This window comes from Salinibaculum sp. SYNS191, from assembly GCF_037338445.1.
GTDB lineage: Archaea > Halobacteriota > Halobacteria > Halobacteriales > Haloarculaceae > Salinibaculum > Salinibaculum marinum.
In genome coordinates this window covers 3,831,486-3,854,127 of the sequence record NZ_CP147838.1, presented here as the reverse complement: position 1 = coordinate 3,854,127, position 22,642 = coordinate 3,831,486, and the positions used below count along the sequence as shown (strand labels likewise).

The 22,642-nt window shown below is 65.1% G+C and carries 23 protein-coding genes and 1 tRNA gene; 18 read left to right on the top strand and 6 right to left on the bottom strand.

Annotated features, from left to right (window positions below; genetic code table 11):
- The first annotated feature begins 132 nt into the window (after positions 1–132).
- Genes WDJ57_RS19970 through WDJ57_RS19955 form a run of 4 tightly spaced genes read left to right on the top strand, consistent with a single transcriptional unit; the run spans position 133 to position 2,252 of the window.
- Positions 133–651 (top strand): hypothetical protein, encoded by a 519-nt coding sequence (locus WDJ57_RS19970; protein WP_338902771.1) that lies wholly within the window; start codon positions 133–135, stop codon positions 649–651.
- A complete protein-coding gene (locus WDJ57_RS19965) occupies positions 648–935 on the top strand; it encodes a hypothetical protein (protein ID WP_338902770.1) in 288 nt (95 codons plus the stop codon). Before WDJ57_RS19970 ends, WDJ57_RS19965 begins: the two co-directional genes overlap by 4 nt.
- A complete protein-coding gene (locus WDJ57_RS19960; protein WP_338902769.1) occupies positions 932–1,402 on the top strand; it encodes a hypothetical protein in 471 nt (156 codons plus the stop codon). Before WDJ57_RS19965 ends, WDJ57_RS19960 begins: the two co-directional genes overlap by 4 nt.
- Position 1,403: 1 nt before the next feature.
- The gene (locus WDJ57_RS19955) at positions 1,404–2,252 is read left to right on the top strand and encodes a hypothetical protein (protein WP_338902768.1); all 849 of its coding nucleotides are present in this window, start codon (positions 1,404–1,406) and stop codon (positions 2,250–2,252) included.
- Positions 2,253–2,346: 94 nt separating this feature from the next.
- On the opposite strand, the gene WDJ57_RS19950 is transcribed toward WDJ57_RS19955, so the two are convergent.
- Positions 2,347–4,410 carry a hypothetical protein gene (locus WDJ57_RS19950; protein WP_338902767.1) on the bottom strand — a complete coding sequence of 688 codons (2,064 nt, stop codon included), beginning with the start codon at positions 4,408–4,410 and terminating at the stop codon, positions 2,347–2,349.
- Positions 4,411–5,148: 738 nt separating this feature from the next.
- A tRNA-Ala gene (locus WDJ57_RS19945) sits at positions 5,149–5,220 on the bottom strand.
- Positions 5,221–5,458: 238 nt separating this feature from the next.
- Here WDJ57_RS19945 and WDJ57_RS19940 point away from each other — a divergent pair.
- Genes WDJ57_RS19940 through WDJ57_RS19920 form a run of 5 tightly spaced genes read left to right on the top strand, consistent with a single transcriptional unit; the run spans position 5,459 to position 8,752 of the window.
- Complete coding sequence (locus WDJ57_RS19940) at positions 5,459–6,001, top strand: DUF7287 family protein (protein ID WP_338902766.1); 543 nt, start codon at positions 5,459–5,461, stop codon at positions 5,999–6,001.
- Positions 5,995–6,612: a DUF7288 family protein gene (locus tag WDJ57_RS19935; protein ID WP_338902765.1), complete on the top strand. Its 618-nt coding sequence runs from the start codon at positions 5,995–5,997 to the stop codon at positions 6,610–6,612. The genes WDJ57_RS19940 and WDJ57_RS19935 overlap by 7 nt, the downstream gene beginning before the upstream one ends.
- Complete coding sequence (locus WDJ57_RS19930; RefSeq protein ID WP_338902764.1) at positions 6,600–7,559, top strand: hypothetical protein; 960 nt, start codon at positions 6,600–6,602, stop codon at positions 7,557–7,559. Before WDJ57_RS19935 ends, WDJ57_RS19930 begins: the two co-directional genes overlap by 13 nt.
- The gene (locus WDJ57_RS19925; protein WP_338902763.1) at positions 7,552–7,992 is read left to right on the top strand and encodes a DUF7266 family protein; all 441 of its coding nucleotides are present in this window, start codon (positions 7,552–7,554) and stop codon (positions 7,990–7,992) included. The genes WDJ57_RS19930 and WDJ57_RS19925 overlap by 8 nt, the downstream gene beginning before the upstream one ends.
- Complete coding sequence (locus tag WDJ57_RS19920) at positions 7,985–8,752, top strand: DUF7289 family protein (RefSeq protein WP_338902762.1); 768 nt, start codon at positions 7,985–7,987, stop codon at positions 8,750–8,752. Before WDJ57_RS19925 ends, WDJ57_RS19920 begins: the two co-directional genes overlap by 8 nt.
- On the opposite strand, the gene WDJ57_RS19915 is transcribed toward WDJ57_RS19920, so the two are convergent.
- On the bottom strand, positions 8,749–10,269 hold the full coding sequence (locus tag WDJ57_RS19915) for a DUF7289 family protein (protein ID WP_338902761.1): 1,521 nt from the start codon (positions 10,267–10,269) through the stop codon (positions 8,749–8,751). The two genes, WDJ57_RS19920 and WDJ57_RS19915, sit on opposite strands and share 4 nt — an antisense overlap.
- 289 nt (positions 10,270–10,558) lie before the next feature.
- Between WDJ57_RS19915 and WDJ57_RS19910 the strand changes: the two genes are divergently transcribed.
- From WDJ57_RS19910 to WDJ57_RS19890, 5 genes are all read left to right on the top strand, one after another.
- A complete protein-coding gene (locus tag WDJ57_RS19910) occupies positions 10,559–11,023 on the top strand; it encodes a 30S ribosomal protein S15 (protein ID WP_338902760.1) in 465 nt (154 codons plus the stop codon).
- Positions 11,024–12,148, top strand: a complete 1,125-nt coding sequence (locus WDJ57_RS19905) for a hypothetical protein (protein WP_338902759.1) — start codon at positions 11,024–11,026, stop codon at positions 12,146–12,148.
- On the top strand, positions 12,145–12,396 hold the full coding sequence (locus WDJ57_RS19900) for a KEOPS complex subunit Pcc1 (RefSeq protein ID WP_338902758.1): 252 nt from the start codon (positions 12,145–12,147) through the stop codon (positions 12,394–12,396). Before WDJ57_RS19905 ends, WDJ57_RS19900 begins: the two co-directional genes overlap by 4 nt.
- Complete coding sequence (locus WDJ57_RS19895; RefSeq protein ID WP_338902757.1) at positions 12,393–13,049, top strand: 30S ribosomal protein S3ae; 657 nt, start codon at positions 12,393–12,395, stop codon at positions 13,047–13,049. Before WDJ57_RS19900 ends, WDJ57_RS19895 begins: the two co-directional genes overlap by 4 nt.
- Before the next feature lie 63 nt (positions 13,050–13,112).
- A complete protein-coding gene (locus tag WDJ57_RS19890; protein ID WP_338902756.1) occupies positions 13,113–14,027 on the top strand; it encodes an SDR family NAD(P)-dependent oxidoreductase in 915 nt (304 codons plus the stop codon).
- A gap of 9 nt (positions 14,028–14,036) precedes the next feature.
- On the opposite strand, the gene WDJ57_RS19885 is transcribed toward WDJ57_RS19890, so the two are convergent.
- On the bottom strand, positions 14,037–14,459 hold the full coding sequence (locus tag WDJ57_RS19885) for a plastocyanin/azurin family copper-binding protein (protein WP_338902755.1): 423 nt from the start codon (positions 14,457–14,459) through the stop codon (positions 14,037–14,039).
- A gap of 83 nt (positions 14,460–14,542) precedes the next feature.
- Here WDJ57_RS19885 and WDJ57_RS19880 point away from each other — a divergent pair, with 83 nt between their 5' ends.
- Both WDJ57_RS19880 and WDJ57_RS19875 read left to right on the top strand, forming a co-directional pair.
- A complete protein-coding gene (locus WDJ57_RS19880) occupies positions 14,543–15,778 on the top strand; it encodes a HEAT repeat domain-containing protein (protein ID WP_338902754.1) in 1,236 nt (411 codons plus the stop codon).
- 42 nt (positions 15,779–15,820) lie between these two features.
- On the top strand, positions 15,821–17,449 hold the full coding sequence (locus WDJ57_RS19875; protein WP_338902753.1) for a phospholipase D-like domain-containing protein: 1,629 nt from the start codon (positions 15,821–15,823) through the stop codon (positions 17,447–17,449).
- A gap of 118 nt (positions 17,450–17,567) precedes the next feature.
- Here the strand turns inward: WDJ57_RS19875 and WDJ57_RS19870 are convergent, their stop codons facing one another.
- Complete coding sequence (locus WDJ57_RS19870; RefSeq protein WP_338902752.1) at positions 17,568–19,484, bottom strand: DHH family phosphoesterase; 1,917 nt, start codon at positions 19,482–19,484, stop codon at positions 17,568–17,570.
- Between the two features lie 96 nt (positions 19,485–19,580).
- On the opposite strand from WDJ57_RS19870, the gene WDJ57_RS19865 reads away from it, so the two are divergent.
- Together WDJ57_RS19865 and WDJ57_RS19860 are read left to right on the top strand one after the other, a co-directional pair.
- Entirely contained in the window at positions 19,581–20,078 is a 498-nt protein-coding gene (locus WDJ57_RS19865) for a Mov34/MPN/PAD-1 family protein (protein WP_338902751.1), read from the top strand.
- Positions 20,075–20,506, top strand: coding sequence for an adenylyltransferase/cytidyltransferase family protein (locus WDJ57_RS19860; RefSeq protein WP_338902750.1), 432 nt, complete (start codon positions 20,075–20,077; stop codon positions 20,504–20,506). The genes WDJ57_RS19865 and WDJ57_RS19860 overlap by 4 nt, the downstream gene beginning before the upstream one ends.
- Before the next feature lies 1 nt (position 20,507).
- Here the strand turns inward: WDJ57_RS19860 and WDJ57_RS19855 are convergent, their stop codons facing one another.
- On the bottom strand, positions 20,508–22,511 hold the full coding sequence (locus WDJ57_RS19855) for a PAS domain S-box protein (RefSeq protein ID WP_338902749.1): 2,004 nt from the start codon (positions 22,509–22,511) through the stop codon (positions 20,508–20,510).
- Positions 22,512–22,642: the final 131 nt, after the last annotated feature.

The window sequence follows — 22,642 nt, the reverse complement described above, 5'->3', positions numbered from 1 at the left end:
GCGATGTGTCGCGCTTACTCTCCACGTTATTGCTGAGAGTTTATAGTTATTTGGTTCTGCAGCAAGTTTATTTGACGTAGCTTTTTGCGCAGCATAGAAAATAATTTGTACGTCGGAAATTAATGTAGGTGCATGGATAGGCCACCAATGCCGAAGTCCATGCAGGAGATAGAAACCGCCATACGAACAATTTGTAGCGGCGAACGACCGTTTGCCACCGCGAGCGATATTGCTGAAGTAACAGGTTATTCTAAACAGACGGTTTTGAACAACGCCGACGGAGTGGTATACCGGTTTGATGAAATACGAAAGGCAACTGTAGGACAGGCTAATGTTTATTATGTCAAACATAACCGTTTAGATGAATTTGAGGGAGAAAATACAATTTCAGCACATGACTTGAGAGACGCCGACGGAGACGCTAGATATGTCACAATAGAGGAAGCACCCGAAGACAGCCAATTCGACTTAGAGGCACATTGGTACGATTGGCAAGCAAACGAGATGTCCGGCTACCATCCTAGTTCTGAGGAAATAGGCCGGCCCGCAGCGGCATACGCCACCAAACCAGATGCTATCAAATATTGGGATGAGGAGGAGGTAGAATTTGAGGACGAACTCTTAGAAGAGAGTAAGGAGGATTCAGAATGACCGAAAGCGAACCCGCCGACTCATTCGACCTCCCCGAGCATTGCGTCCACGACGCCGTAGTGATCTACGAGAACCCCAACCCCTACCAACCACCATACCGCGCTACTCCATTCGATTACGTCGGCGACGACGAGCGAGGGAACGGTTATTTCGAGGAACCTGAGGAGTACATTATTACTGAGGCGTACCGCGAAGCCGTCGCCGAACGCGCAAGCATGGACATAGACGACGTGAGACTCCGCCAACCACCCACGCCCGACCCGGAGGATGTCGAACCCCTATGAGCCAGCACGAACCAGACCCCGAGGACGCCGAGGACGTGCCCGACATTGACCTCGCCGACCCCGACGACTACCACCGTCGCCAGCGGCTCAAAGAGATTCACAAAGCCCGTCAGCGCGTCCACAAAGTGATGGACAACTTCGACAAAACCGAACGCCTCAGCGAAGGTAGGCAAGAACGCCGAGAACTCGCTTACGCCGTGAGCCTGTACGTCTCAGAACTCGAACCGATTATGAACGACATTGACGCTGACACCTCTCTCCCCGACCATTGGCCTCACGACACCATTCTTCAATACGCCGACTCGCTCGGCGCTCTCCCCTCTGACGCCGACCTCCCCGAGAAATACAGCAAATTGCGATACACTCCCCGGCAGAACTCCGTTCAAGTCTACCGCATTTGTAACCAGATTCTCGCCGACGTGAAGCCGCTCATCACCGAGGACGAAAGCGACGAATGGGAGGTATGACATGGCAACTACCGAGGACTCCATGACCGACGCCGAGGAGATCGAGGACTACCCGACACTCGGCGAGGACAACCCGTTCGGCAAATTGTACCGAAAGCGCGTCGCACAGAACCGTGACCTCACCGTGTTAGTCGCTGATTGGAACCTCGAACGTGGCTCCGGTAAGACCACGCTCGCTATGCGTCTCGCCGCCGCGTGCGACCGCACAGACACCGGCATTACTGAGGACAAAGCCAGCCTCTCGGCCCGTGAATTGACCGACGCCTATACCAGCCAGCCCGTCGGCTCCTCGCTCGTCTTTGACGAGGCTATGGGTGACGTGTCTAACCGTCGCTCCATGTCGTCCGTCAATGAAGCTCTCCGCTCGATTATTGGCATGGGCCGCGTCGAACAGAAGTACCTCTTTCTCACGACTCCCGGCGTTCACATGGTGGATAAGGACATTCGGAGCATGTGCGACATGTGGATTCTTGCCCGCGAACTCGGCGAGGCTCAGATGTTTCGCGTCAAGTGGAACCCGTTCGGACAGCACGAAGAAACCCACAATTGGGGTACATTGACGTGGCCCGGCGACCTCCCCGGCGAACTACAGTCCACATACGACTACCTGACCCGTGAGAAACGCAAACGACTCCGTGGCGAAGGTGACGACGGCAAAGGCTACGTCGAAGCCTCTACCGTCCAAGAAGCCGCCGAAGAAGCCGCCGAGGACGCCCGCCGACAGAAACGCGACGAAATGCTCCGCGAACTCTACCAGAACACCGAGGACATGACTCAACAAGAACTCGCAGACGCAGTTGGGTTAAGCCGTAGCAGAGTCGGCGATATACTCTCTCAGTCTGACGCCTGAAAGTCGCTGTCGTCTGTCGCCGGACAACCGTACTATGTACACACCAGCCTGAGAGTCACCCCTGACAGACATTCACCGCGTCACACGCCGACACCTATACCAACTTCTCGACCTCACCTCGCCGCTCCGGCGACAGTCCGAACCGGCCCAAGACCTCCGGCACCGTCGGACTGTTGTTCTCACAGTACCGTCTCACCGACTCGCCCAGCTGTGGCTCGCTCCCCTCGCTGTCGAGATCGCCGCCCGACGAGGACTCAGTAAGTAGATGCTCCGGCACGGCTTCACAGAACTCTCGGTATGACATGCCCGACTCCTCGGCCGGTGGCTCCGTCGCCGGAAGCCACCCCACGTACACGCGCCCCTCGCACCCGTGTTCGACGTATTCTTTCGGACTGTCACACCACGCACCACACTCCTGACAGACCGCCTTTGCCCCGCCCCTCGTCGCCATAGCCACAACCCGCGTCGGCGCACTCGGCAGATTCAACTCTACTTTCTCCGTCGTCCCGCCCGACGCCGGTAACTCCTCGCCGTCACGTATGATACATTTCGCCGACCAGGACGGCGGCCGCTCGAAGCCTACCTGTACCGTCTCTGTCTCTGCCGACGCCGACTCCGGTATAGGAACTTCGCCCGATACCGTGTGATTTGGCGACTCCGTTTCAGTCGCGCACAATGGGCATGTGTCCGGCTCCTTGTGGTGACACTCTCGCTCGGCCGTCTCACCGCCCACGGACGCTACCGCTCGCGCCGAGGGCCACCTGTCCCGTAACTCCTCCTCGGCCTGTTGCTCGGCCGTCTCTCGGCCCGGCACGGCTCCACCGTCGGCCGCTACCTCCGGCCCCGCCGTCCGTTTCGCCGCTACCACCGTTTCGGCCTGCTCGACCTCCCACGGACTCCCGCACATGGCACACTCCACCTTGTACCCTCGCCGTGTCGAATACGTCACCTGCTCGCCGTGAGCCACGTCCTGCTCGCCCGTCGCATGCTTGTGTCGGCATTTGTCGGCCTCAATAGCATGCGTCCGGCTGTCGGTGCCGGTGGCCTTTCGCGTCCCCGTCGCCCACATTGTCGCCGCCCATGCCAGGTACTCCGGCGGCCGTTCGAGCAGATCGACCTTTTCGTTTGCCAGGTACGCCGCCGCATACGACGCCACAGACTCCTCGATTTCACCGTCTACGTGTTTCACCGCTACCGTGTCTACGTCGCCGCTCGCCCACTCCTCGCGGCTTTTGTTCAAGTCATGGGCTTTCGGCCCGGCGTACTGACACTCCGATACATGCGTCTCTATGACCTCGCGGAACGTCGCCGCCGTCACGTCTCCCTCGGCCGCCGCGCCGTCCAGAATAATGATGTCGTGAGCATGGTGATAGCCTCTGTTCTCACCGTCGCCAGGATGTGGCTCTCCCTGACTCCAGCGTACCCACTCCGAACTCTCCAGGCCCAGTTTGTCCATGACGTACCGGAGCGACCGTCGCACGCCGTCACTCCATGCGTCGGCTATGGCTCTCGCGTGATCTACCGGCGGCCGTCCCGCTCCCGAAGCCGTCCGGCCGGTGAGAACTACCACCGGCTCCTCGAACGCCCCTGACACGTACTCAGTCTCGTGTTCGTCCGGCTCGGAGCAGTACCGTGTGTCGCACTCGTCGCACGTCTCAAACCCGCATGTCTCACGCTCTAACGCTTTCAGTCGCGCCCGCTCTTTGTCCTGATATGCCGCGAACCAACTGTTCTCTAAGTCCACGTCGAGGAGCGTATGCGTCGGATCGGACTCAATGCCGTACTCTAACCTTAGCGTACTCTCATGGTACTGTTCGTGCCATTCTAACATTTCACCGACGGCCTGCCACAACGGTACGGCCGTCGCCGACACCTCCTCCTCGCGTGTTACCTCCTCGCCGTCGTCCGTGACCGTCGTATACTCCTTGTACTCTTGCTCGACACACTCCGGCCGAAGCGACCGCCCGTGTTCGGTGGAAAGTGGCACATGCGCCCGCTCGCCGAACCCGTCCAGAAACTCGCGGACTTTCTCTTGAGGCGACGGTAATTCGCACAGACTCTTGCTCCGCGATTCATGCTCGGCCGTCTCAGACCCGCTACCGGCATTTGCGGAGTTAGTCTGTGGGGGCCGAGAGCCGCCCGACGACTCCGCACTCATGCCGACACACCCTCCTTTGCGTCGACTAGCTCACCGAACTCCTCACCACAAGAGCGACACCTGTAGCCGTCGGCAGACTGCTCCCACCACGTATGACCATTCGGACACCGCCACCGCCACCGCTCCGCCGTCACTCAGCCGACACCTCCGAGGTACGGATTGTTTGCACCTCCCCGATTGGACAGCCGTACTCGATGGCGTGCCAACCGGCGTGTAACTCTGCGCTCCCCGCCGAGGACGCCGCCGGAGAACTCCACCCACACCGCCAGCACTTGGCGACGTGAATAGCGCCCTCAGCCATGCGACATACCCTCCTCGGCATGGCACGACTCGGCCACCTCTCGCCACCCGGCCGACAGACACGACTCTCGCGGCGTGTGCCGACGCTCAGACGCCGCTACGGCTTGAGAGGACTCTCGGCCTCGGCCTCGGCCGTCGGCCTCTCTGTCCACCCCTGTTACCCGGCCCTCCGCGCCCACCCACCTCCACGTCCTCGCGCTCGCACCGCTCGCGCTCGGCTTTCGCGTCAGCTGTCGCTCCGAGTGTAGCGACGACTCCTTATTCTCTGTTGACAAAACTCCCTTGCCCAAACCACCGGACGGCGTAGACCCGCGTTCGCTACACGGACGAATTGGAACCGGCGATTGACGGTTTACCCAAAGTGAATATGCCGCTAACAGCCGGCAGAGAACCTTAGCGTTAGATTTCTCTACCCTTGCTATACCGGCGTAAGAGGAATGGACTCGCCGGGATTTGAACCCGGGGCCTCTCCCATGCCAAGGGAGTGATCTACCACTGATCTACGAGCCCGCAGCAGTACCCGCTTTCCGGTCTGTTTTCTTAAACCCATCGGAACCCCGCCGTCTACGACACGCCGTCACGCGCCTCGTTTCAACGAATCGACCATAAGGGATAAATCAGTCCGCTGCATGGGTCCGCCAAGTCGGTGACATCGCGGCAGCGGGCGGGAACGACAGGGGCAGACATGGGGGCAGCGTGCCCGGCACGGGCACCGGGGGAGCGCGACCACGAGACCAACTGAGACACTATGCGGGGACAAACAACACTGGACTTTGCGACCGGCGTGAGTGTCTTTCTCCTCACCGTCCTGTTCGTCTTCATCTTCGTCCCCGGCATCCTCACGCCGTTCACTCAGACGGCCCAGGAGGAGACAGTGACGGCCAACAGGGTCGCAGACCTCGTGACGAAGGACATCGTCGCCGACCCGGCCGAGCCGTACTTGCTCGACGGGCCGTGCACGGCCGCGCTGCTGAACGGGACGTATTCGGCCGGGTCGGACTGTGGGTTCGACGGGTCGACACTTGAGGCGCGACTGGACCTGGACCAGTTCCAGTCCGTCAATATCACGCTGCGTGGGTCGCCATCCCATGGCGGCAACGAACTGATGTGCTGGGACGCGACGAACGCCGCGGTCGTGAACCAGACGGCGAGCAGACCGTGTACCGCGAGCGACGTCTTTCTCCTGCAGGCGGGCGAGGACGTTCCCGACAACAGGGGGTCGGTCGTGACCGCACGGCGCGTCGCGTCGCTGGAGGGAACGGTCGTCTCTGTGGAGGTGCGTGTGTGGTGACGGTGCCGGACACGCGCGGGCAGGCGGTGACGCTGGAGGCGATTGCCGCGGGGTTGATACTGCTGTCGAGCATCGTCTTCGCGCTGCAGATAACCGCGGTGACGCCGCTGTCGGCGAGTACGTCGAGCCAACACATCGAGAACCAGCTAGAGGCCAGTGCGGAGGGGGTCCTCGCGTCCACCGTCGCGGACGGGTCGCTGAAGCGCGCGCTGCTGTACTACAACGAGTCCCGGTCGGCGTTCGCCGAGTCTGACGGGGCACGCGGCGAGTACCGCGGGTCCCCGCCGGATATCCGGTTCGGACGGACGCTGGAGTGGGCCTTCGACGACCGCGGCATCGCCTACAACATCTACGTCACCTACGACGTCGGCGGCGCAGACCGGACCCGGCGGATGTTCTACCGCGGTGAACCGAGCGACAACGCGGTTAGTGCTTCCACGACCGTCGTCATCACCGACGAGGCCCCGCTGTACGACCACGCGGACAGCGATGGGGTTCTCGAACCCCGCTCGTTGACGGTCGGCGATACCGGCGACTACCTGATGGACAACCAATCAGGAACCGGACTCTACAACGTCGCTGAGGTGGAGGTGGTCGTGTGGCGCATCTGAACCCTCTCGCCGACGGCGGGCGAGACAGGGCCCAACTAATCATCGTCTCCGCGTTCGCGCTGGGAGTGTTGTTCGTGGCGCTGGCGCTCATCCTGAACTCGGCCATCTTCACCGAGAACCTCGCGAGTCGCGGCGAGACGACGGGCGGCGAGGACGTCGTCACGTACGAGGACGCGCTCGAACGCGGCGTCGGCGACGTCCTGACATACGAGAACACGAACGTTACGACCACGACAGTCTCACACGGGACACTAGAAACCAGGGTCACCACGGCGACGAGAGACATCAACTCGGTACTGGTCAGGCGGAACGCCAGGACGGGCGCGACGAGCACGGCGACAGTCGACAGCAAGCTCGACGGGACGCTCATCCGGCAGAACGCCACCGCCAACTTCACCAACAACGAGAGCGACGCCGACTGGGAGCTAGTGTCCTCTGTCGACAGGACGCGGGCGTTCACAATGAACGTCACTGGGGCCAACAGTTCCTGTACCCGGTTCACTTCCTGCTTTACGCTCATCGTCGACAACGGGGCCGACTGGGAACTATCAATAAATAATACAACCGGCGGGTTCGTCGTGGCGGTCGACAACGGCAGCGGCACGGCGACGTGTGGCCCGGTGAACGAACCGAGCGTCACCGTCGACGTGACCGGCGGGACGTTCGGCGGAAGACCCTGCCCGGCGATGAACTTCAGCGAGGCTCCCGATTCCGGGTACGAAATCGAGTACGAGAACGCCGACGAGATAACCGGCACGTACTCGCTGGTGGTCGACGACGCGGGGCTGTCATCGCCGCCGCTGCCGGACGACTACGCGTCGACAATCACCGAGGACCCCTTCGCCACGCCCGCGCTCTACAGCGTGAACGTCACGTTCGACTACCAGACGGCAGACGTGAACTACAACTCGACTGTCCGGGTCGCCCCGGGTGAGCCCGATGCGTGACCGCGGCGTCTCTGTCACGCTGAACTACACGCTCGTCCTCGGCATCACGGCGATTCTCGTCGTCGGCCTTCTCACCGCGGGGAGTGGCTTCGTCGAGAGCCAGCGCAACAGCGTCATCGACTCCGAACTCCGGGTCATCGGCGAGCGCCTCGCGGCCGACCTGGCGACTGCCGACCGCCTGGCACAGATCGGTGAGTCCTCGACCGCCCTGAACGTCACGGCACAGCTACCGAAGTCGGTGGCCGGGACGTCCTATCGCATCGAGGTCGTCACCGCTGGCGGGAACACGTCGCTCGAACTCACGACGGACTCGCTGGACAGGACGGTCACGGCGCGCGTGGCGAACACGACCGCAATCGAGCCGGCGGAGTTCCCGGGCGGCCCGGTCGAGATAGTCTACGCCGGCGGCAAACTGGAGGTCAGGGATGCGTAGCGACGAGCGTGCCGTCAGCGAGGTGCTGGGCTACGTGCTCGCGTTCTCGCTGGTCATCACGACGGTCGGCGTCGTCACGGTCGCGGGCTTTACCGAACTGCAGGACACCCGCGACACGGAGCAGATCAACAACGCGGAACGGGCATTCGATCTGCTGGCGACGAACATGAACGACATCGCCAAGCGAGGCGCGCCCAGTCGCTCAACCGAGATGCGACTCGCAGAGGCGCAACTCGATATCTCGAATCCCATAACAATCGGTATAGAAGTCAACGGGACGACAGCGGCCGATAACTTCACCAATTCGTACGAACTCTATCCGATAACCTACAGAGCATCCAACTCCGACCAGACCGTCGTGTACTCCGCTGGGACGATTTTCAGAAGCCAGGACGACGGTGCGAACGGGATTGCAATTCAAAAGCCATCGTTGGTCGTTCAAGATGACCGCTTCATTTTCCCCATCTACCAGACACGCTCACGGGGGACACAGAGCATCGGTGGCGGCACAGCCCGAATAAGAGGAACGGATGCAGGAACCGTTCTCATCGTGTCGGACACTTCAAGCCGGTACTCCAACATCTCGCTCAACGTCACCTCTCCCCGGTCTGGATTGTGGTTGGAGATGCTCAACGACTACGACAGTTTCGACGAGTGCGGGACAGTGACCGGCAGCAGTAACGAAATCTACTGTCGTATGGAGGACCCGAGCCGAGTTCACATTTCGCTCATACGGGTCGACGTCGAAGTTTCACCCTAGTCGAATGTGACGTATACTTCGTTTTCGGTGATATGCAGGAACGTAATAAATTGAGTTCCGGTCGCTTGGTCGAAAAGCAGTGTCCCTTCGGAACCATCTTCATTCACGGGGTTGCTTGCGCCAGGTCCGCTTCCCACTGTCAGGTCGAACTGTGGACCCAGTAAGCCGAAGTAGTGGCTGACGAGGAACCCGAGTTCCTCTTTGTCTCCGGTCGAATAGTCCCCCATATCAACGGTGCCATTGTCGTGGAAGGTGAACGACTTCGTTTCGTTGTCGACGCTCCGGCTCGAGATCTCCGTCCCGTAGTGCCACTTGGTCCCGCTGCCAGTGGCACCACTGATGTCACCCATCTCTAGTTTCGTGTCGCTAGTGATGTTGATAACAAGTGCCCCACTTTGGCAATTGAAATCGTCGGTCTCCGAAACGTCGACGGTCTGGTTTTGCCACTCTTCGTGTATTGTATCGCTTCCTGACGTGTTGTAGTAGTAGAGACTCACGTCGAGGTCACCAGTAAAGTTACCCCCATCGCATTCCGGACTGGCGGATTGAGTCCCGAAGTGCAACTCGAACTGCTCGTTTCCGTTGTCCGCGTACATCGACCAGTCGAGATTGTTAAATTTATTATTACTATTGTCCGGTGCCAGCGTGATATTGTAGGTGTTGATCGGGTGTTCACTACCGATTCCCCGGATGGCGATTGATTGGCCAACTTTTGGCATTTCGAAATCGCCCACGTTCCCGGCGATGGTCTGCAACGAGACACGGACCTGATTCTTGCTCGGGAACTCTGTGACTGCCCCTTCGGTCCGTTCGCGGAAGTACTCGGCCCAGCCGTGGTAGTACTCGGTCTGGACGGTCACGTTCACGGTCCCGTTGGCGACCGGATTCTCGTACGGGTCCCCAGTCACGTTGTACGAGGTCGCGTTCGGGAACACGCGCCGGGTCTGAGTGGCACGTCTGATGGTTGCCGTCGACCCTGCGGCCCCCCCAGCGGAGTTGTTCACCCGGACGATGGGCAACGTGAGCGTCGCCCCGCGGTAGTGGAACTCCGGCGGCGATATCATGAGTCCGACGCCCTCGTCCTGCTTGCGCCAGACACCCCCGCCCTGATAGGCGATTTTCGTGTCGTCGTTGGTGTAGACGACGGCGCCGAGAGTCTCGTTGAACATCACCTCGTCGTCGCCGCCGGCGGTGTAGTTCGCGTGGGTCACCTTGAGCCACCCCGCGTCCGGGAGACTCTCCAGGCGACCGCTGTCGCGGCCGAACTCGACCGACTGGCTCGGCGAGTTGCCGAGCGCGACCATCGAGGTGCGGGTGTTGAAAAGCGTCATCGAGTTCTCGGCCCGTTCCAGTTCCGAGGTGCTCTGGGTGTCGGACAGCGCGTCCGCACCCAGCGTCACCACCACCGCCGTCGCGGTGATGACGAGACCGATGACCAGAACCGCACCGAGCACTGTCGCCTGACTTCGTCTGTCCCCGGTCGTCCCCTGGTGCCGCCCCCCGACGGTCGAGCGCATTAGTACCCGGTATGATTTTCAGCGTGATAAGTAGCGTGGCTGATTACACCTGGATAGTAAACGGGGAACACGGACCGTGACGCAGGGGAGGGCGAACGCCCGGGCCCGCTCGAATCCGGAACGGTTTAGTGAGCGAAGGAGAAGGTAGAGCCGGGAACGCACGGCCGCAAATCTGACTCGTCGTCCGCTTGGGCGACTCGGGATTGCGGCAGTGTTCGCGTCAGGAGACGCAACACGCGGCGACAGCAGTCGCCTGCCATCGAGCGGTCTGTGCAGTTCCAACCCAACAATGGCACGAATGCACTCACGCCGCCGCGGCTCGTCCGACTCGGACAAGCCCGTGGCAGACGAACCACCGGAGTGGAGTGACGTAGACGAAGACGCAATCGAGGAGCGCGTCGTCGAACTGGCCGACGCCGGCCACAGCCCGAGCCAGATCGGGCTGAAGCTTCGCGACGAGGGCGTCCAGGGCACGCCGGTCCCGGACGTCAGCCTCGCGACGGGCAAGAAGGTCACCGAGATTCTCGAAGCGAACGACGCCGACCCGGACCTGCCCGAGGACCTGCGCAACCTCATGGAGCAGGCCATCGGCCTCCGCGACCACATGGAGGCGAACCCGACGGACTACCAGAACAAGCGCGCGCTCCAGAACACGGAGTCGAAGATCCGTCGCCTCGTCAACTACTACCGCGGTGACGAACTCGACGAGGACTTCACTTACAGCCACGAAGACGCACGCGAACTCCTCGAATAGATGTCCACAGCCGGTCGACCGGAGACGGACGCGCCCGCCGCGAGCGACGTAGCCACGCGGCTCCGCGAGGCGGATTTCGTCCGCCTCGTCGCGGCGGCCGACGGCGACGCCCTCGCCGCGGTCGGGCTGGTCGCCAGGGCACTCGACAGCGACGCGACGCCCTACCAGGCGACCGTCGCGCCCGTGCCCGACGACGCCGTCCGGGAGACCGACGCAGACCTGACAGTCGCGCTCGGCCGGCCGCTCCCGACCGCCGACCTCACGCTCGGCACCGACACGTCCGCCAGCCGCGTCGGTTACGACGTGGCGGCACAGTTCGGGGACCCCGACCCGGTGCTGGCACTCGCCGGCGTCGCCGCGGGTGGAGGCGTTCCGAGCGGCCGACCGCTCGAAGACGCCGAAGCGACCGGGCTGGGTCGCCGGCCCGGCGTGGCCGTCCCGACGACGGACCTCGTCGACGGGCTGGCACACTCGACGCTGGCCCACGGCCCGTTCTCGGGGGACGAGGAGTCGGCCGCAGCGCTGGTCGACGACCTGGACCTTCCCGACGACCCCGACGACGCGACCCACCGCCGGGTCGCCTCGCTGGTTGCACTCGCCATCGCTGGCGACGCGGACGCCACCCCACGCGGCGCGGAGGCCGTCGAACGCTTCCTCCGGCCGTACGCCGGTGCGCCGTTCGAGACGGTCGGCGGCTACGCCGACGTACTCGACGCAGTCGCGCGGACGGACCCGGGACTCGGCGTCGCGCTCGCGGTCGGCAGCGTCGACCGCGACGCCGCGCTGGCCGCCTGGCGCGACCACGGCGAACGCGCCCACGCAGCCGTCGACGGTGCGACGACGGGCCGGTACGACGGCCTGTTCGTCGCCCGCTGTGAGGGTGACGCACCCGTCGGTACCGTGGCCAGGCTCGTCAGGGACTTCCGCTCGCCGGAGCCGGTCGTCCTCGTCGTCGCGGACGGCGAGGCGGCGGCGCTGGCCGACGATGGGACGAACGCGGGCGCAGTCGTCGCAGAGGCCGCACGCGCGGTCGGCGGCGACGGCGACGGGACGGACGACTGGGGTCGCGCCAGGTTCGACGGCGACGACGCCGAGTTCGTCCTCGCGTTCAGGGAGGCACAATGAGACGGGCACGCATCACGACGACACACGGCAACGCGGATGCAGCGGCCGCAATCGCGGCGGCGGTCCGCCCGGACGACACGGCAGAGATGGACACGAGAAGTGACGAGGAGCGAGTCGTGACGATGATAGAGCGGGAGACGACTGGTGGCTTGCACGCGACGGTCGACGACTACGTCGTGAACCTCACGGTGGCAGCACAGCTTTCCGACCAGGACGGGGAAACGTCCACAGACGACACACAATCATGAGCGAACGTTCAGTATCCCGACAGAAGCAACAGAAACGCTGGTACGACGTGCTTGCCCCGGAGCAGTTCGACCGGGAAAAGCTCGGCGAGACACCGGCAGACGAACCGGACAAGGCCCTCGGCCGCACGATCGAGACGACGCTTGGCGACCTGCGCAACGACGCCAGCGAGAACAACACGAAGCTGAAATTCAAGATTACGGAGGTCGCCAGCGATACGGCGTACACCGAGTTCATCAAGCACGAACTCACCCGTGACTACCTCCGCAGTCTGGTCCGCCGTGGCTCCTCGAAAATCGAGGCGTACATCACGGTGCTGACGACGGACGACTACCGCGTCCAGATTCAGCCCGTCGCGCTGACGACGAAAAGCGCCGACGAGAGCCAGGAGAAGGCCATCCGCCGGACGATGATCGACCTCGTCGAGGAGTCCGCCAGCGAGCGGACCTTCGAGGACCTGATCGACTCCATCGTCGAGGGTCGCCTCTCCTCGGCAATCTACAACGAAGCGAAGACCATCTACCCGCTGCGCCGGGTCGAGATTCAGAAGACCACGCTGGAAGCGCGACCGGAGGAAGTCGCCGCGGAAGAGGAGACGGCGGTCGACGTCGACGAGGAAGACGTCGGCGTCGACACCGACGAAGCCGAAGAGTAACCCTTTCGCCGCACGTCCGATTTTCGGCGGAACGGTCAATTGTCTCGCGCCCTACCTCCCGGTATGTCACGTCCCCCGGAGCGACGCGCGGGCGTCGACGAAGCGGACTGTTCGGGAACGACAGCGGTCGTCACTGGGTCGACGACCGGCATCGGCCGCGAAATCGCCCTCTCGCTCGGTCGGCTGGGCGCACACGTCGTCGTCCACGGCCGCGACCGCGAGCGCGGGCGGGACGTCGTCTCCGAACTCGACGAGACGGCAGGGTCCGGCGAGTTCGTCGCGGCCGACTTCGCGACCGAGGCCGGCGTCCGGTCGTTCGCCGACGACGTGCTGGACCGCGTCGAGACCGTCGACCTGCTGTTCAACAACGCCGGCGGGTTCTTCCGCCGGGGTCGGCTCACCGACGACGGCATCGAGACGACGTTCGCTGTCAACCACCTCGCACCGTTCCTGTTGACGCACCTGCTGGCCCCGTCGATGCCGGACGACGGCCGCGTCGTCACGACGTCCTCTGGCGTGCATCGACAGGGCGGCATCGACTTCGACAGTTTCGACACCGTCGACGACTACAGCGGGATGACCGCTTACTCCCAGTCGAAACTGGCGAACGTCCTCTTCACGCGGGAACTCGCCAGCCGCGTCGACCGCCTGACGGCGAACTGCTTCCACCCCGGATTCGTCCCAGGGAGCGACTTCTCGCGGGAACTGCCCGCGCCGATTCGCGTCTCGATGAAGGCCCTCAGCGTCGTTCCCGGCGTCGGCACCAGCGTCGAGCAGGGTGCCGCGACGGGGGTCTACCTGGGCGTCTCGGATGACGTCGCAGGGACGAGCGGCAAGTACTTCGCGCACTGTTCGGAGAAGCGGCCCGCCGCGGCAGCCAGAGACGACAGGACAGCCGCCCGTCTCTGGCAGCGGAGCGAGCAACTCGTCGGTCTGACTGACGCGGAACGCATCGCCCCGCCGGCAGACGCACACTGACTGTCGCGGTCAGCCCTCGACGACGTCGATGGTGCCGAGCATCTGGACTCGCTCGTGGGGGATGCAGAAGTAGTTGTACGTCCCGGGGACGGTAAACTCGTGTTCGTAGACTTCACCGGCACCGAGAACGCCGGCGGAGCGGTTGGAGTACCGTTCGCGGGCCTCCTTCTCACTCCCGAACCCGCCCGACGCGAAGTACTCGGCGTCGTCGGGAATACCGCCCTCGTAGGCCGTCACGGTGTGGCCCTGCTTGCTGGTGTTGCGCCAGACGACCGTTGCCCCGACCTCGACCTCGAACGCCTCCGGTCGGAACCGGCTCGCTGACATGCCGATGTCGAACTCGGTCGAGTCGGCGCTGCCGCCGATACAGCCCGCCAGGCCGATGGCGGTGCCGACCCCGGCGGCGGCCGTCAGAAACCTCCGGCGGTTCATGGACGGGCTTGGGACCGGCCGGGCTTAGACCACTCGATTCGTGAAGGGAAACGCTCTTGGCCCGAAGCGTCGCACACACTCCCATGAGCAACGAGGACGACGACGAACCCGCCGGTGAACTCGACCCGGCCGACCTCGAAACGCGCCTCGACGACGCCGGGGACGCACTGGAGGCCGCAGAGACAGAAGCCGACCTCGACGACGTCGAGTCGACCCTGGACAGCATCGAATCGGACCTCGAAGCGGCGGACCTGCCCGAACCCGAGGACGACGACGAGGAGGACCCGACGGAGGCCATCGAGAGCCGCCTGTCCGACCTCCGGGACGACCTCGAATCCCAGCGCGGTCCCTACGCCGAGGACGTGAGCGACATCGTCGACGAGGCGGCGGCGACGCTGCGGGACACCCGCTGGACCGAGGACGGCGAACCGGACGCGATCGACGCCGCGGAGGCCTTTGGCGAGGCCGCGAGCGACATTCTCGACCGGGGCATCTCCGTCGAGACCAACGACGAGCACGGCGCCGCGGACAGCCTCGAAGCGGCCGCGGAGACCATCGCGAACGCGGGGCTCGACGCCGACGAGGACGCCGAGACCATCGCCGAGTTGCTGGAGGCCGCCGAACAACTCGAAGCCAACCTCGACGCCGCCGAGGAGTGGGACGACCTCACAGTCCGCGAGCAACTCGACGCGCAGGGCTTCTACGACGTCCTGAATCCGAAAAACCGCAAGGACTACCCGGCGGAGTGGAACGCGGTGAAGGTCTACGAGCAGATGCGGGACGTGCAGCCGATTCTGAAGGCACTCGACCGTTTCGAGTCGGACTTCATGGAGGAGAACATCCTCGACGCGCTGGAGCACATCGCACCCGAGGAGGCCTTCGACGCGGTCCACCAGCGCGCACAGCGCCGCGCCGTTCAGCCCATCCGCATCCTCGGCCGCATCGGCGACGACCGCGCCTGCGAGACGCTGCACGACTTCCTCGGCGGCGGCGACGTGAAACTGGAGAAGACGTCGCTGCGCGCGCTCGGCGCTATCGGCAGCGAGGAGTCGACCCAGCACGTCGCCAACCGCCTCGTCGCCGACGACCCCGAAATCCGCTCGGTGGCCGCGCGCTCGCTCGGCCTCATCGGCGACACGCGGGCCATCGAACCGCTGGAGCAGGTCCTCGAAACGGACGACGCCGACGAGGTCCGCGCCAGCGCGGCCTGGGCGCTCAACCAGATCGGCACCGAACGCGCACTCGACGCCGCCGCGCAGTACGCCGACGACCGTTCGTACATCGTGCAGGTCGAGGCCGAGAAGGCCGCCGGCGTCTGACCACCCGACTCTTTATACACGAACGGCCGACCAGGCCCGGCCATGGGCCGCGGACTCGTCCTCGTTCTCGCACTCGCGCTGGTCGCAGCACCCGTCGCCGTCGGGGCCGCGGCCGACCCAGCGGGTCGCTCCGACGGCCCGCACCTCGTCGCAGCCTACCCGAACCCCGTCTCGGCGGGTGACGCCGGCGAGTTCGTCACGCTCGCAGTCCCACCGGATACCCCCCTCGGTGAGTTCCGAATCGCCGACGGCGAGTCGTCGGTCGCGCTGCCGAACGTGACCGCAGCCGGCCGCGTCGTGCTGTCGACGGCTCCCGAACGGACGAGGCCGCTCGTCGACGACAGGGTCCGCCCGCTCGGCGACATCGAACTCGCCAACACGGGTGAGTCGCTGCGCCTCGTCCGCGACGGCGAGACAGTCGACGCGCTGTCCTACGAGGACGCACCGGAGGGGAGTCTCCGCGTGCCGGGGTCGGGCGACGGCTGGCGACCGCTCGGTGCGACGGACCGCCCGGTCGTCACCGGCGGTCCCGGAACCGTCCGCGCGTTCGTCCTGCCCGACGGCGGCGACGTCGCGGTCGACCACCTCCGACGGGCCGACGACCGGATACTGCTCGGCGCGTACACGCTGACCTCGGAGCGGGTCGCCGACGCGCTGGTGGCGGCCCACCGGCGCGACGTCAGCGTCCGCGTCCTCGTGGACGGCAGTCCCGTCGGCGGCTTCCCCCGTCGCGAGGCTCGCCTGCTGGACAGACTCGAACGCGCCGGCATCGACGTGCGAGCAGTGGGCGGACCCAGCGCACGCTACGCGTTCCATCACGCGAAGTACGCCGTCGCGGACGACCGGGCGCTGGTCACGACTGAGAACTGGAAACCGGCCGGTGTCGGTGGCGCGAGCAGCCGCGGGTGGGGCGTCGTCACCGACCAGCCCCGCGTCGTCGACGGACTTGTAGCGACGTTCCGTGCCGACGCCGGCTGGCGCGACGCCGTGCCGTGGGACCGGTTCCACGCCGACCGCTCGTTCGTCGAGACGAACGTCTCCACCGGGTCCTATCCGACCCGGTTTCCACCCGAGTCGGTCCCCGTCGACCGTACCCGGCTGCTCGTCGCGCCGGACAACGCCGAGTCCGCCGTGGTCGGCGTCGTCGACAACGCCACGGAGACGCTGGTCGTCGAGCAGGTCAGCGTCGGGGGTCGGACGTCGCCGTTCCTCCAGGCAGCACTCGATGCCGCCGAACGCGGCGTCGGCGTCCGTATCTTGCTGTCCAGCGCGTGGTACGTCCGGGAGGACAACGAGAGGCTCGTCACCTGGCTGAACGACCGGGCAGCCAGCCGGAACCTCCCGCTGGAGGCCCGAATGGCCGCTCCGCGGGGCCGGTTCGAGAAGATACACACGAAAGGCGTCGTCGTCGACGGCGACCAGGTCGTCCTCGGGAGCCTCAACTGGAACAACCACTCGGCCCGCGAAAACCGCGAGGTGGCCGTCGTACTGGACGGCGAGGCGGTCGGGACGTACTTCGGACGCGTCTTCGACGCCGACTGGCAGACCCGAGCGCCGACGCCCGTCGGCCTGTTACTCGTCGTCGCCGTCGCCGCCGTCGGCGCGCTCCTGCTCGCCCGCCGGCTCCGATTCGAGAGAGGAAGTGGAGGGATTCAACCGCCGGACGACTGACAGTCACCAGCGGTGAGCGGGAGGGCCCGGCCGTCGAGACCGTCAGTCCTCGACGGAGCGAGCGTCTGCTCGCCGTGACTCGGGCCAGAATAGTCGACTGTCGGTCCGAACTGCGCGTTCAGACCTCGTCCGGCAGCGACGCGGAACTCTGGAGGTCCTCGTCGAGTTCGGCCTCGCCCATCTTCTCGACGAGCGCGTCGAGGACGTCGTCGCGGCGTCCCTTCACGAACTTGATGGAGCCGACGACGAGGTGGCCGCCGCCGGAGACGCCGGCCCCCGGCAGTTCCGCGGTGAGTTCCGACACCATCTCGGGGATGTCCAGGCGGACGCCGTCCGACCGGAGGACTGTGAAGTCCGGCCCCACGCCGATGGTGATGACGGGGTCGCCCGTCTCCTCGACCTTCCGGTCGTGAATCTTGCCCGTCGTCTTGCCGGGCGCGGGGTAGGTGAACCGCTTTGCGTGGTTCTCGACGTCGATGCGGTAGAGGCGGGCGTCGTTGTCCAGCCGCTCCTCCTCGACGTGGGCCATCGCGGCCGAGAGCTGTTCGTCCACGTCGCGCTCGGCGCGCTCGGCCAGCAGGTCGACGAGTCGCTCGTGGCGGTCCCTGTCGTCACAGTTGACGTTCAGGATGTCGTTGACGAACTCCCGGCCGGCGGAGTAGCGCAGCCAGAACGTCGCGTAGTCCAGCGCCTCCCCGATTTCCCGCAGCCGCTCCTCGTCGTAGCCCGCCTCGGCTGCCAGGTCGATGTACTCGGGCATCGCCTCGCCCTCCGAGCGGTCGGCCAGGCCGCCGACGGCGGGGACGTGTTCGAGGTCGTCCGTAATCTCCGGGTCTATCATCCGGGCGATTTCGACGCACATCATCCCCGTCGTGATGCGGTAGTCCTCGTCGTGGAGGTAGGGGTTGACGTGGTTCTCGACGAGCGGTTCCACGGCCTCCGGGTCCGGGTGGTGGTGGTCGACGACGAGAATCGGGACGTCGTAGTGCGCGAGGTTGCGATAGGCGGGGGTGTCCTCCTCGGTGCTCCCGTTGTCGAGCATCATCAGGAGCGGCAGTTTCTGGCCGTGGCGCTTGCGGTCCTCCAGCGCGAAGTTGAGGTCGCGGGTCACGTCCTCCATCTCGTAGAAGGGGGCCTTGCTCGGCAGGCGCTTGAGGAGGTGCCGGGGGGCCTCGGGGTCCTCGTGGACCTCGGCGATGAACCGCTCCAGCGCGTACTGCAGCGGGACGCTGGCGCAGAGTCCGTCGCCGTCGGCGTGGTGGCGCATCCGGATGGGGCGTCCTTCGAGCACCGTCTCGCGCAGGCGGCGGGCGACGTCCCGGAGGTCATCGCGGAGTTTCTCGAAGGCCGGCCAGTCGGCGAGCGGTTCCACGTCGTGAGGTTCTGCGACCGATTCCGTGGCGGCGGCCAGGCGGTCGGACACGGTTGCGGCCTCCTGACCTTCGAGCAGGGTGAGCGTGTCGGCCTCGACCTGGATGCCGTCGTCGTGGGTCTCGACGGTGCCCGTCACCCTGACCACGTCGTCGACTGCGACGTCGGGATAGGCGCGGACGCCAGCCTCCTCGAAGGCGGCACAGGGAGCGATTGCGCGCTCGCCGCGGACGTGGAAGATGGTCGGACCGCCCGTCTGCTTTATCTGGACGACGCGTCCCTCGATGTGGACCGTCTCGCCGGTGTGACTCTCTGCGTCGGCGACGGGAACCTGCTGGCCGTGGCCGACGCTCCGGGTCTCGTAGTCGGCGACCTGTACCTCGGCGAAACTCACGTCGCCGTTGTCGCGGACCTCCGCGAGTTCGACGATGAGGTCGTCACCGACGTCGTACGTGCCGACCAGGTTCGATGAGTGGACCAGCCCGGAGACCGACTCCGAGAGGTCGACGAAGATGCCGTAGTCGACGATACCGTTGACCGTGGCGTGGTAGCGTCCGTTCTCTTCGAGGTCGTCGAGCGTGCAATCCGGAGCGAGGTCGTAGACGACGGGTCCCCCGTCGGGAACCGCGACACCGGAAGATTCGGTGCCATGCGTTGGAGACATTTCCCTGTAGTTCGGCGGTGGCCCGTTTTTACTCTTCGATATGGTCCGCCTGCCACTCCGGAACCCTTAGAAGGGGCGCGAACTGACAGAGGGGGTATGGGACTGTTCCGCTCGAGCGAGATTCTCGGCATCGCCGAACCCGCGCTCGAGTTCGCCCTGGCCGCCTCCGAGGAGTCCCACCCAAACGAGTACATGGGGCTCCTCCGGGGCGAGGACGCCAGCAAGGTGGGCCTCGACGAGGACGGGACCGTGCTCACGGACGTGCTCGTCATCCCCGGGACCGAGACCAACCCGGTCAGCGCGACTGTCGACACCAACATGATTCCGAACGACCTGCGCGCCGCCGGGTCGATACACTCCCATCCCAACGGCGTGCTCCGGCCGAGCGACGAGGACCTGATGACCTTCGGACGCAACCGCGTCCACATCATCGTCGGGTACCCTTACGGAAAGACCGACTGGCAGGCCTTCGACCGCGACGGGAATCCCTTCGACCTGCCGGTGCTCGACGTCGACCCGCCCGAGGACAACTTCTTCGACATCACCCAGGCCGACATCGACCGCGAACTCCGCGAGGAGGGGTTCGACGGATGAAACGCGTCGTCGCACAGGGAACCTTCGACATCCTCCACCCCGGCCACGTCCACTACCTCAGCGAGGCGGCGGCGATGGGCGACGAACTGCACGTCATCGTCGCCCGCGCCGACAACGTCACGCACAAACCCAAGCCGGTCATCCCGAGCGACCAGCGCGTCGAGATGGTCGAGGCGCTGGACCCGGTCGACCACGCGCGACCGGGCCACCCCGACGACATCTTCGTTCCAATCGAGGACATCGAACCCGCGGTCATCGTGCTAGGCCACGACCAGCACCACGACCCCGACGCCATCCGGCAGGCGCTGGCCGAGCGCGACATCGACTGCGAGGTGGTGCGCGCCTCGGCCCGCGAGGCCGCCGAAGGCGAGGAGTTCCTCTCGACCGGCCGTATCATCGAGAAGATACTGCGGGAACGCGGCCGGTGACTCAGGGGCCGAACGTCGCCGGGTGACACTCCTCCGTCTCGACCGCCGACGGGTCGTTGAGCGACAGCGTGACGGTCGTCCCGTCGTCGACAGTCACGTCGACGGAACCGCCCACGCCAGTCACCTCCCAGGCGACGAACCAGAGGCCGAGTCCGCTCGAATGGACCAGCGGCGTCTCGTAGCCCCGGTCGAGGACGGTCTGCTCGGACTCGGGGAGGCCGGGACCGTCGTCCGTGACCGACACCCTGACCGCGCCGGACTCCGTCGCGGGCGTCACCTCGAACCTGACCGTTGCCGCCGGGCCGCCGTGGACGGCGGCGTTCTCCCCGAGTTCGTACAGCACGTCCCGAATCGCCTCCGTGGCGTAGACGGCCTGGCTGTCGGGGGCCGCGACGGCGATGTCCGCGTCGGGGTAGTCCACCGCGAGCGTCTCCGCGACGTCCTCGACGACGGAGACGACGTCACGCCCCGCCGGTGCGGTCTCTTCGCTGACCGCGCTGTCGATGGCCCGTGCCTGCTCGCTGAGCGCGATGAGTTCCTGCGCGCGGTCCCGGATGGCGGTGACCGCCTCGCTGTACTCCGGCCCGAGCTGGTTCTGGAGTGCGCTCGAGTGGGCGAGGACGACGTTGAGTCCGTTGCGGAGGTTGTGCCGGAGCACCCGGTTCAGGACGCCCGCGAGTTCCTCGTGTCGCTTGCGGTCCGTGACCTCGCGCTGGAAGCCCGCGAAGTGTGTGACCTCGCCGCTGTCGTCCCGGACCGGCGAGATAGACAGTTCGTTCCAGAACGGCGTCCCGTCGTCGCGGTAGTTCAGCAGTTCCTGCCGCGCCGGTTCTTCGGCGTCGATGTGGCGTCCCAGTTCCGCCACCGCGGACTGTGCCGTCTCCGGCCCCTGCAACAGCCGGCAGTTCTGCCCCAGAACCTCACTGCGCTGGTAGCCCGTCATCTCCTCGAACCGCTCGTTAGCGTACACGAGGCTGTTGTCCCCGTCGCTCGCGTCTGCGATGGTAATCCCGACCGGTGCCGCCTCGATTGCGCGGTCCTTCACGCGGAGTTCCCGCTCGTTCTCACGGCGGGTACTGATGTCCCGCATCACGCCCTGAACGTACTCCGTGTCCCCGAGTTCGACCGTGCTGGCAGCTATCTCGACGGGCACCCGCTCGCCGTCCGGGCGCTGGAGAGACACCTGCGACCCGTCGTCGAACCTGCTCATCGTCCCGTCGCCGGTCAGGATGAACCGCTCGAACTCCGCCCAGTGACGGTCGTCCGTGCCGGGGACGTGGAAGTGGTGCATGTCCATGCCGACCAGGTGCTCGGCGGGGACGCCCACGAGGTCGGCTGCGGCCTCGTTCGCGTCGACGACGGTCCGCGTCTCGATGTCGGCCACGAAGATGGCGTCCGGCGCAGTTTCGACCAGCGACTCGTACTTCTGTTCGGACTCGTTCAGTTCCTTCTCCCGTCGGTCCAGGCGCTCGTCGCGCTCGTTCAGCTCCCGCTCGTGCCGGACGAACTCCCGCTCCCGGCCCAGAAGCCGCGCCGCGAGTTCGACGAAGGCCCGCTCGGTAGTCGAGAACTCCGTCTCCCGCTCCGGCCGGTCCGCGAAGCAGATGGTCCCCACGAGGTCACCGTCGTCGTGAATCGGGGTGCCGAGATGGCACCCGAGCCCGTGTTCCACGTACGCGGGGTCGTCCGCCCATCCCTCGCTGCGCGCGTCGGAGACCGCCAGGGAGCGCCCGGTCTCGACGCACCGCCGGCAGTAGGTTCGCGAGAGGTCGTAGACCGAACCTTCGGCCAGTATCGTCTCGTCCGTGCTGACGAGGACCTCGAACTGTCCCGACTCCGTATCGATTTCCGAGACGAAGCCGAGGCTGACACCCAGGTACTCCGTCCCGACGTCGACGATTGCCTGCCGTTTCTCCCGGAGCGACTGGTCCTCGCTGGCGACGACGTCGTACAGCCGCTCGCGACTCCTGTCGTGGTCGGCGGTGAGTGAAATCGTGTCTGACATCGACTGTCTCTCCTGGCGACTGCCGCCGGCTGTCCCGCGACGAGTCCTCTCGTGTCCGGCGTGGGACGTCGCACTGGTTCTCTCTACGACGAAGGTTCGGATAAAAAAGAGCGTGCCACCAAACTGATTAG

Bases quoted from the DNA above. Each gene is read 5' to 3' on its own strand.
- WDJ57_RS19875 (WP_338902753.1), top strand. From the start codon at position 15,821: ATGGGCCGCGGACTCGTCCTCGTTCTCGCACTCGCGCTGGTCGCAGCA.
- WDJ57_RS19940 (WP_338902766.1), top strand. From the start codon at position 5,459: ATGCGGGGACAAACAACACTGGACTTTGCGACCGGCGTGAGTGTCTTT.
- WDJ57_RS19920 (WP_338902762.1), top strand. From the start codon at position 7,985: ATGCGTAGCGACGAGCGTGCCGTCAGCGAGGTGCTGGGCTACGTGCTC.
- WDJ57_RS19900 (WP_338902758.1), top strand. From the start codon at position 12,145: ATGAGACGGGCACGCATCACGACGACACACGGCAACGCGGATGCAGCG.
- WDJ57_RS19865 (WP_338902751.1), top strand. From the start codon at position 19,581: ATGGGACTGTTCCGCTCGAGCGAGATTCTCGGCATCGCCGAACCCGCG.
- WDJ57_RS19910 (WP_338902760.1), top strand. From the start codon at position 10,559: ATGGCACGAATGCACTCACGCCGCCGCGGCTCGTCCGACTCGGACAAG.
- WDJ57_RS19895 (WP_338902757.1), top strand. From the start codon at position 12,393: ATGAGCGAACGTTCAGTATCCCGACAGAAGCAACAGAAACGCTGGTAC.
- WDJ57_RS19890 (WP_338902756.1), top strand. From the start codon at position 13,113: ATGTCACGTCCCCCGGAGCGACGCGCGGGCGTCGACGAAGCGGACTGT.
- WDJ57_RS19905 (WP_338902759.1), top strand. From the start codon at position 11,024: ATGTCCACAGCCGGTCGACCGGAGACGGACGCGCCCGCCGCGAGCGAC.
- WDJ57_RS19965 (WP_338902770.1), top strand. From the start codon at position 648: ATGACCGAAAGCGAACCCGCCGACTCATTCGACCTCCCCGAGCATTGC.
- WDJ57_RS19885 (WP_338902755.1), bottom strand. From the start codon at position 14,459: ATGAACCGCCGGAGGTTTCTGACGGCCGCCGCCGGGGTCGGCACCGCC.
- WDJ57_RS19860 (WP_338902750.1), top strand. From the start codon at position 20,075: ATGAAACGCGTCGTCGCACAGGGAACCTTCGACATCCTCCACCCCGGC.
- WDJ57_RS19915 (WP_338902761.1), bottom strand. From the start codon at position 10,269: ATGCGCTCGACCGTCGGGGGGCGGCACCAGGGGACGACCGGGGACAGA.
- WDJ57_RS19925 (WP_338902763.1), top strand. From the start codon at position 7,552: ATGCGTGACCGCGGCGTCTCTGTCACGCTGAACTACACGCTCGTCCTC.
- WDJ57_RS19870 (WP_338902752.1), bottom strand. From the start codon at position 19,484: ATGTCTCCAACGCATGGCACCGAATCTTCCGGTGTCGCGGTTCCCGAC.
- WDJ57_RS19970 (WP_338902771.1), top strand. From the start codon at position 133: ATGGATAGGCCACCAATGCCGAAGTCCATGCAGGAGATAGAAACCGCC.
- WDJ57_RS19880 (WP_338902754.1), top strand. From the start codon at position 14,543: ATGAGCAACGAGGACGACGACGAACCCGCCGGTGAACTCGACCCGGCC.
- WDJ57_RS19950 (WP_338902767.1), bottom strand. From the start codon at position 4,410: ATGAGTGCGGAGTCGTCGGGCGGCTCTCGGCCCCCACAGACTAACTCC.
- WDJ57_RS19855 (WP_338902749.1), bottom strand. From the start codon at position 22,511: ATGTCAGACACGATTTCACTCACCGCCGACCACGACAGGAGTCGCGAG.
- WDJ57_RS19960 (WP_338902769.1), top strand. From the start codon at position 932: ATGAGCCAGCACGAACCAGACCCCGAGGACGCCGAGGACGTGCCCGAC.
- WDJ57_RS19955 (WP_338902768.1), top strand. From the start codon at position 1,404: ATGGCAACTACCGAGGACTCCATGACCGACGCCGAGGAGATCGAGGAC.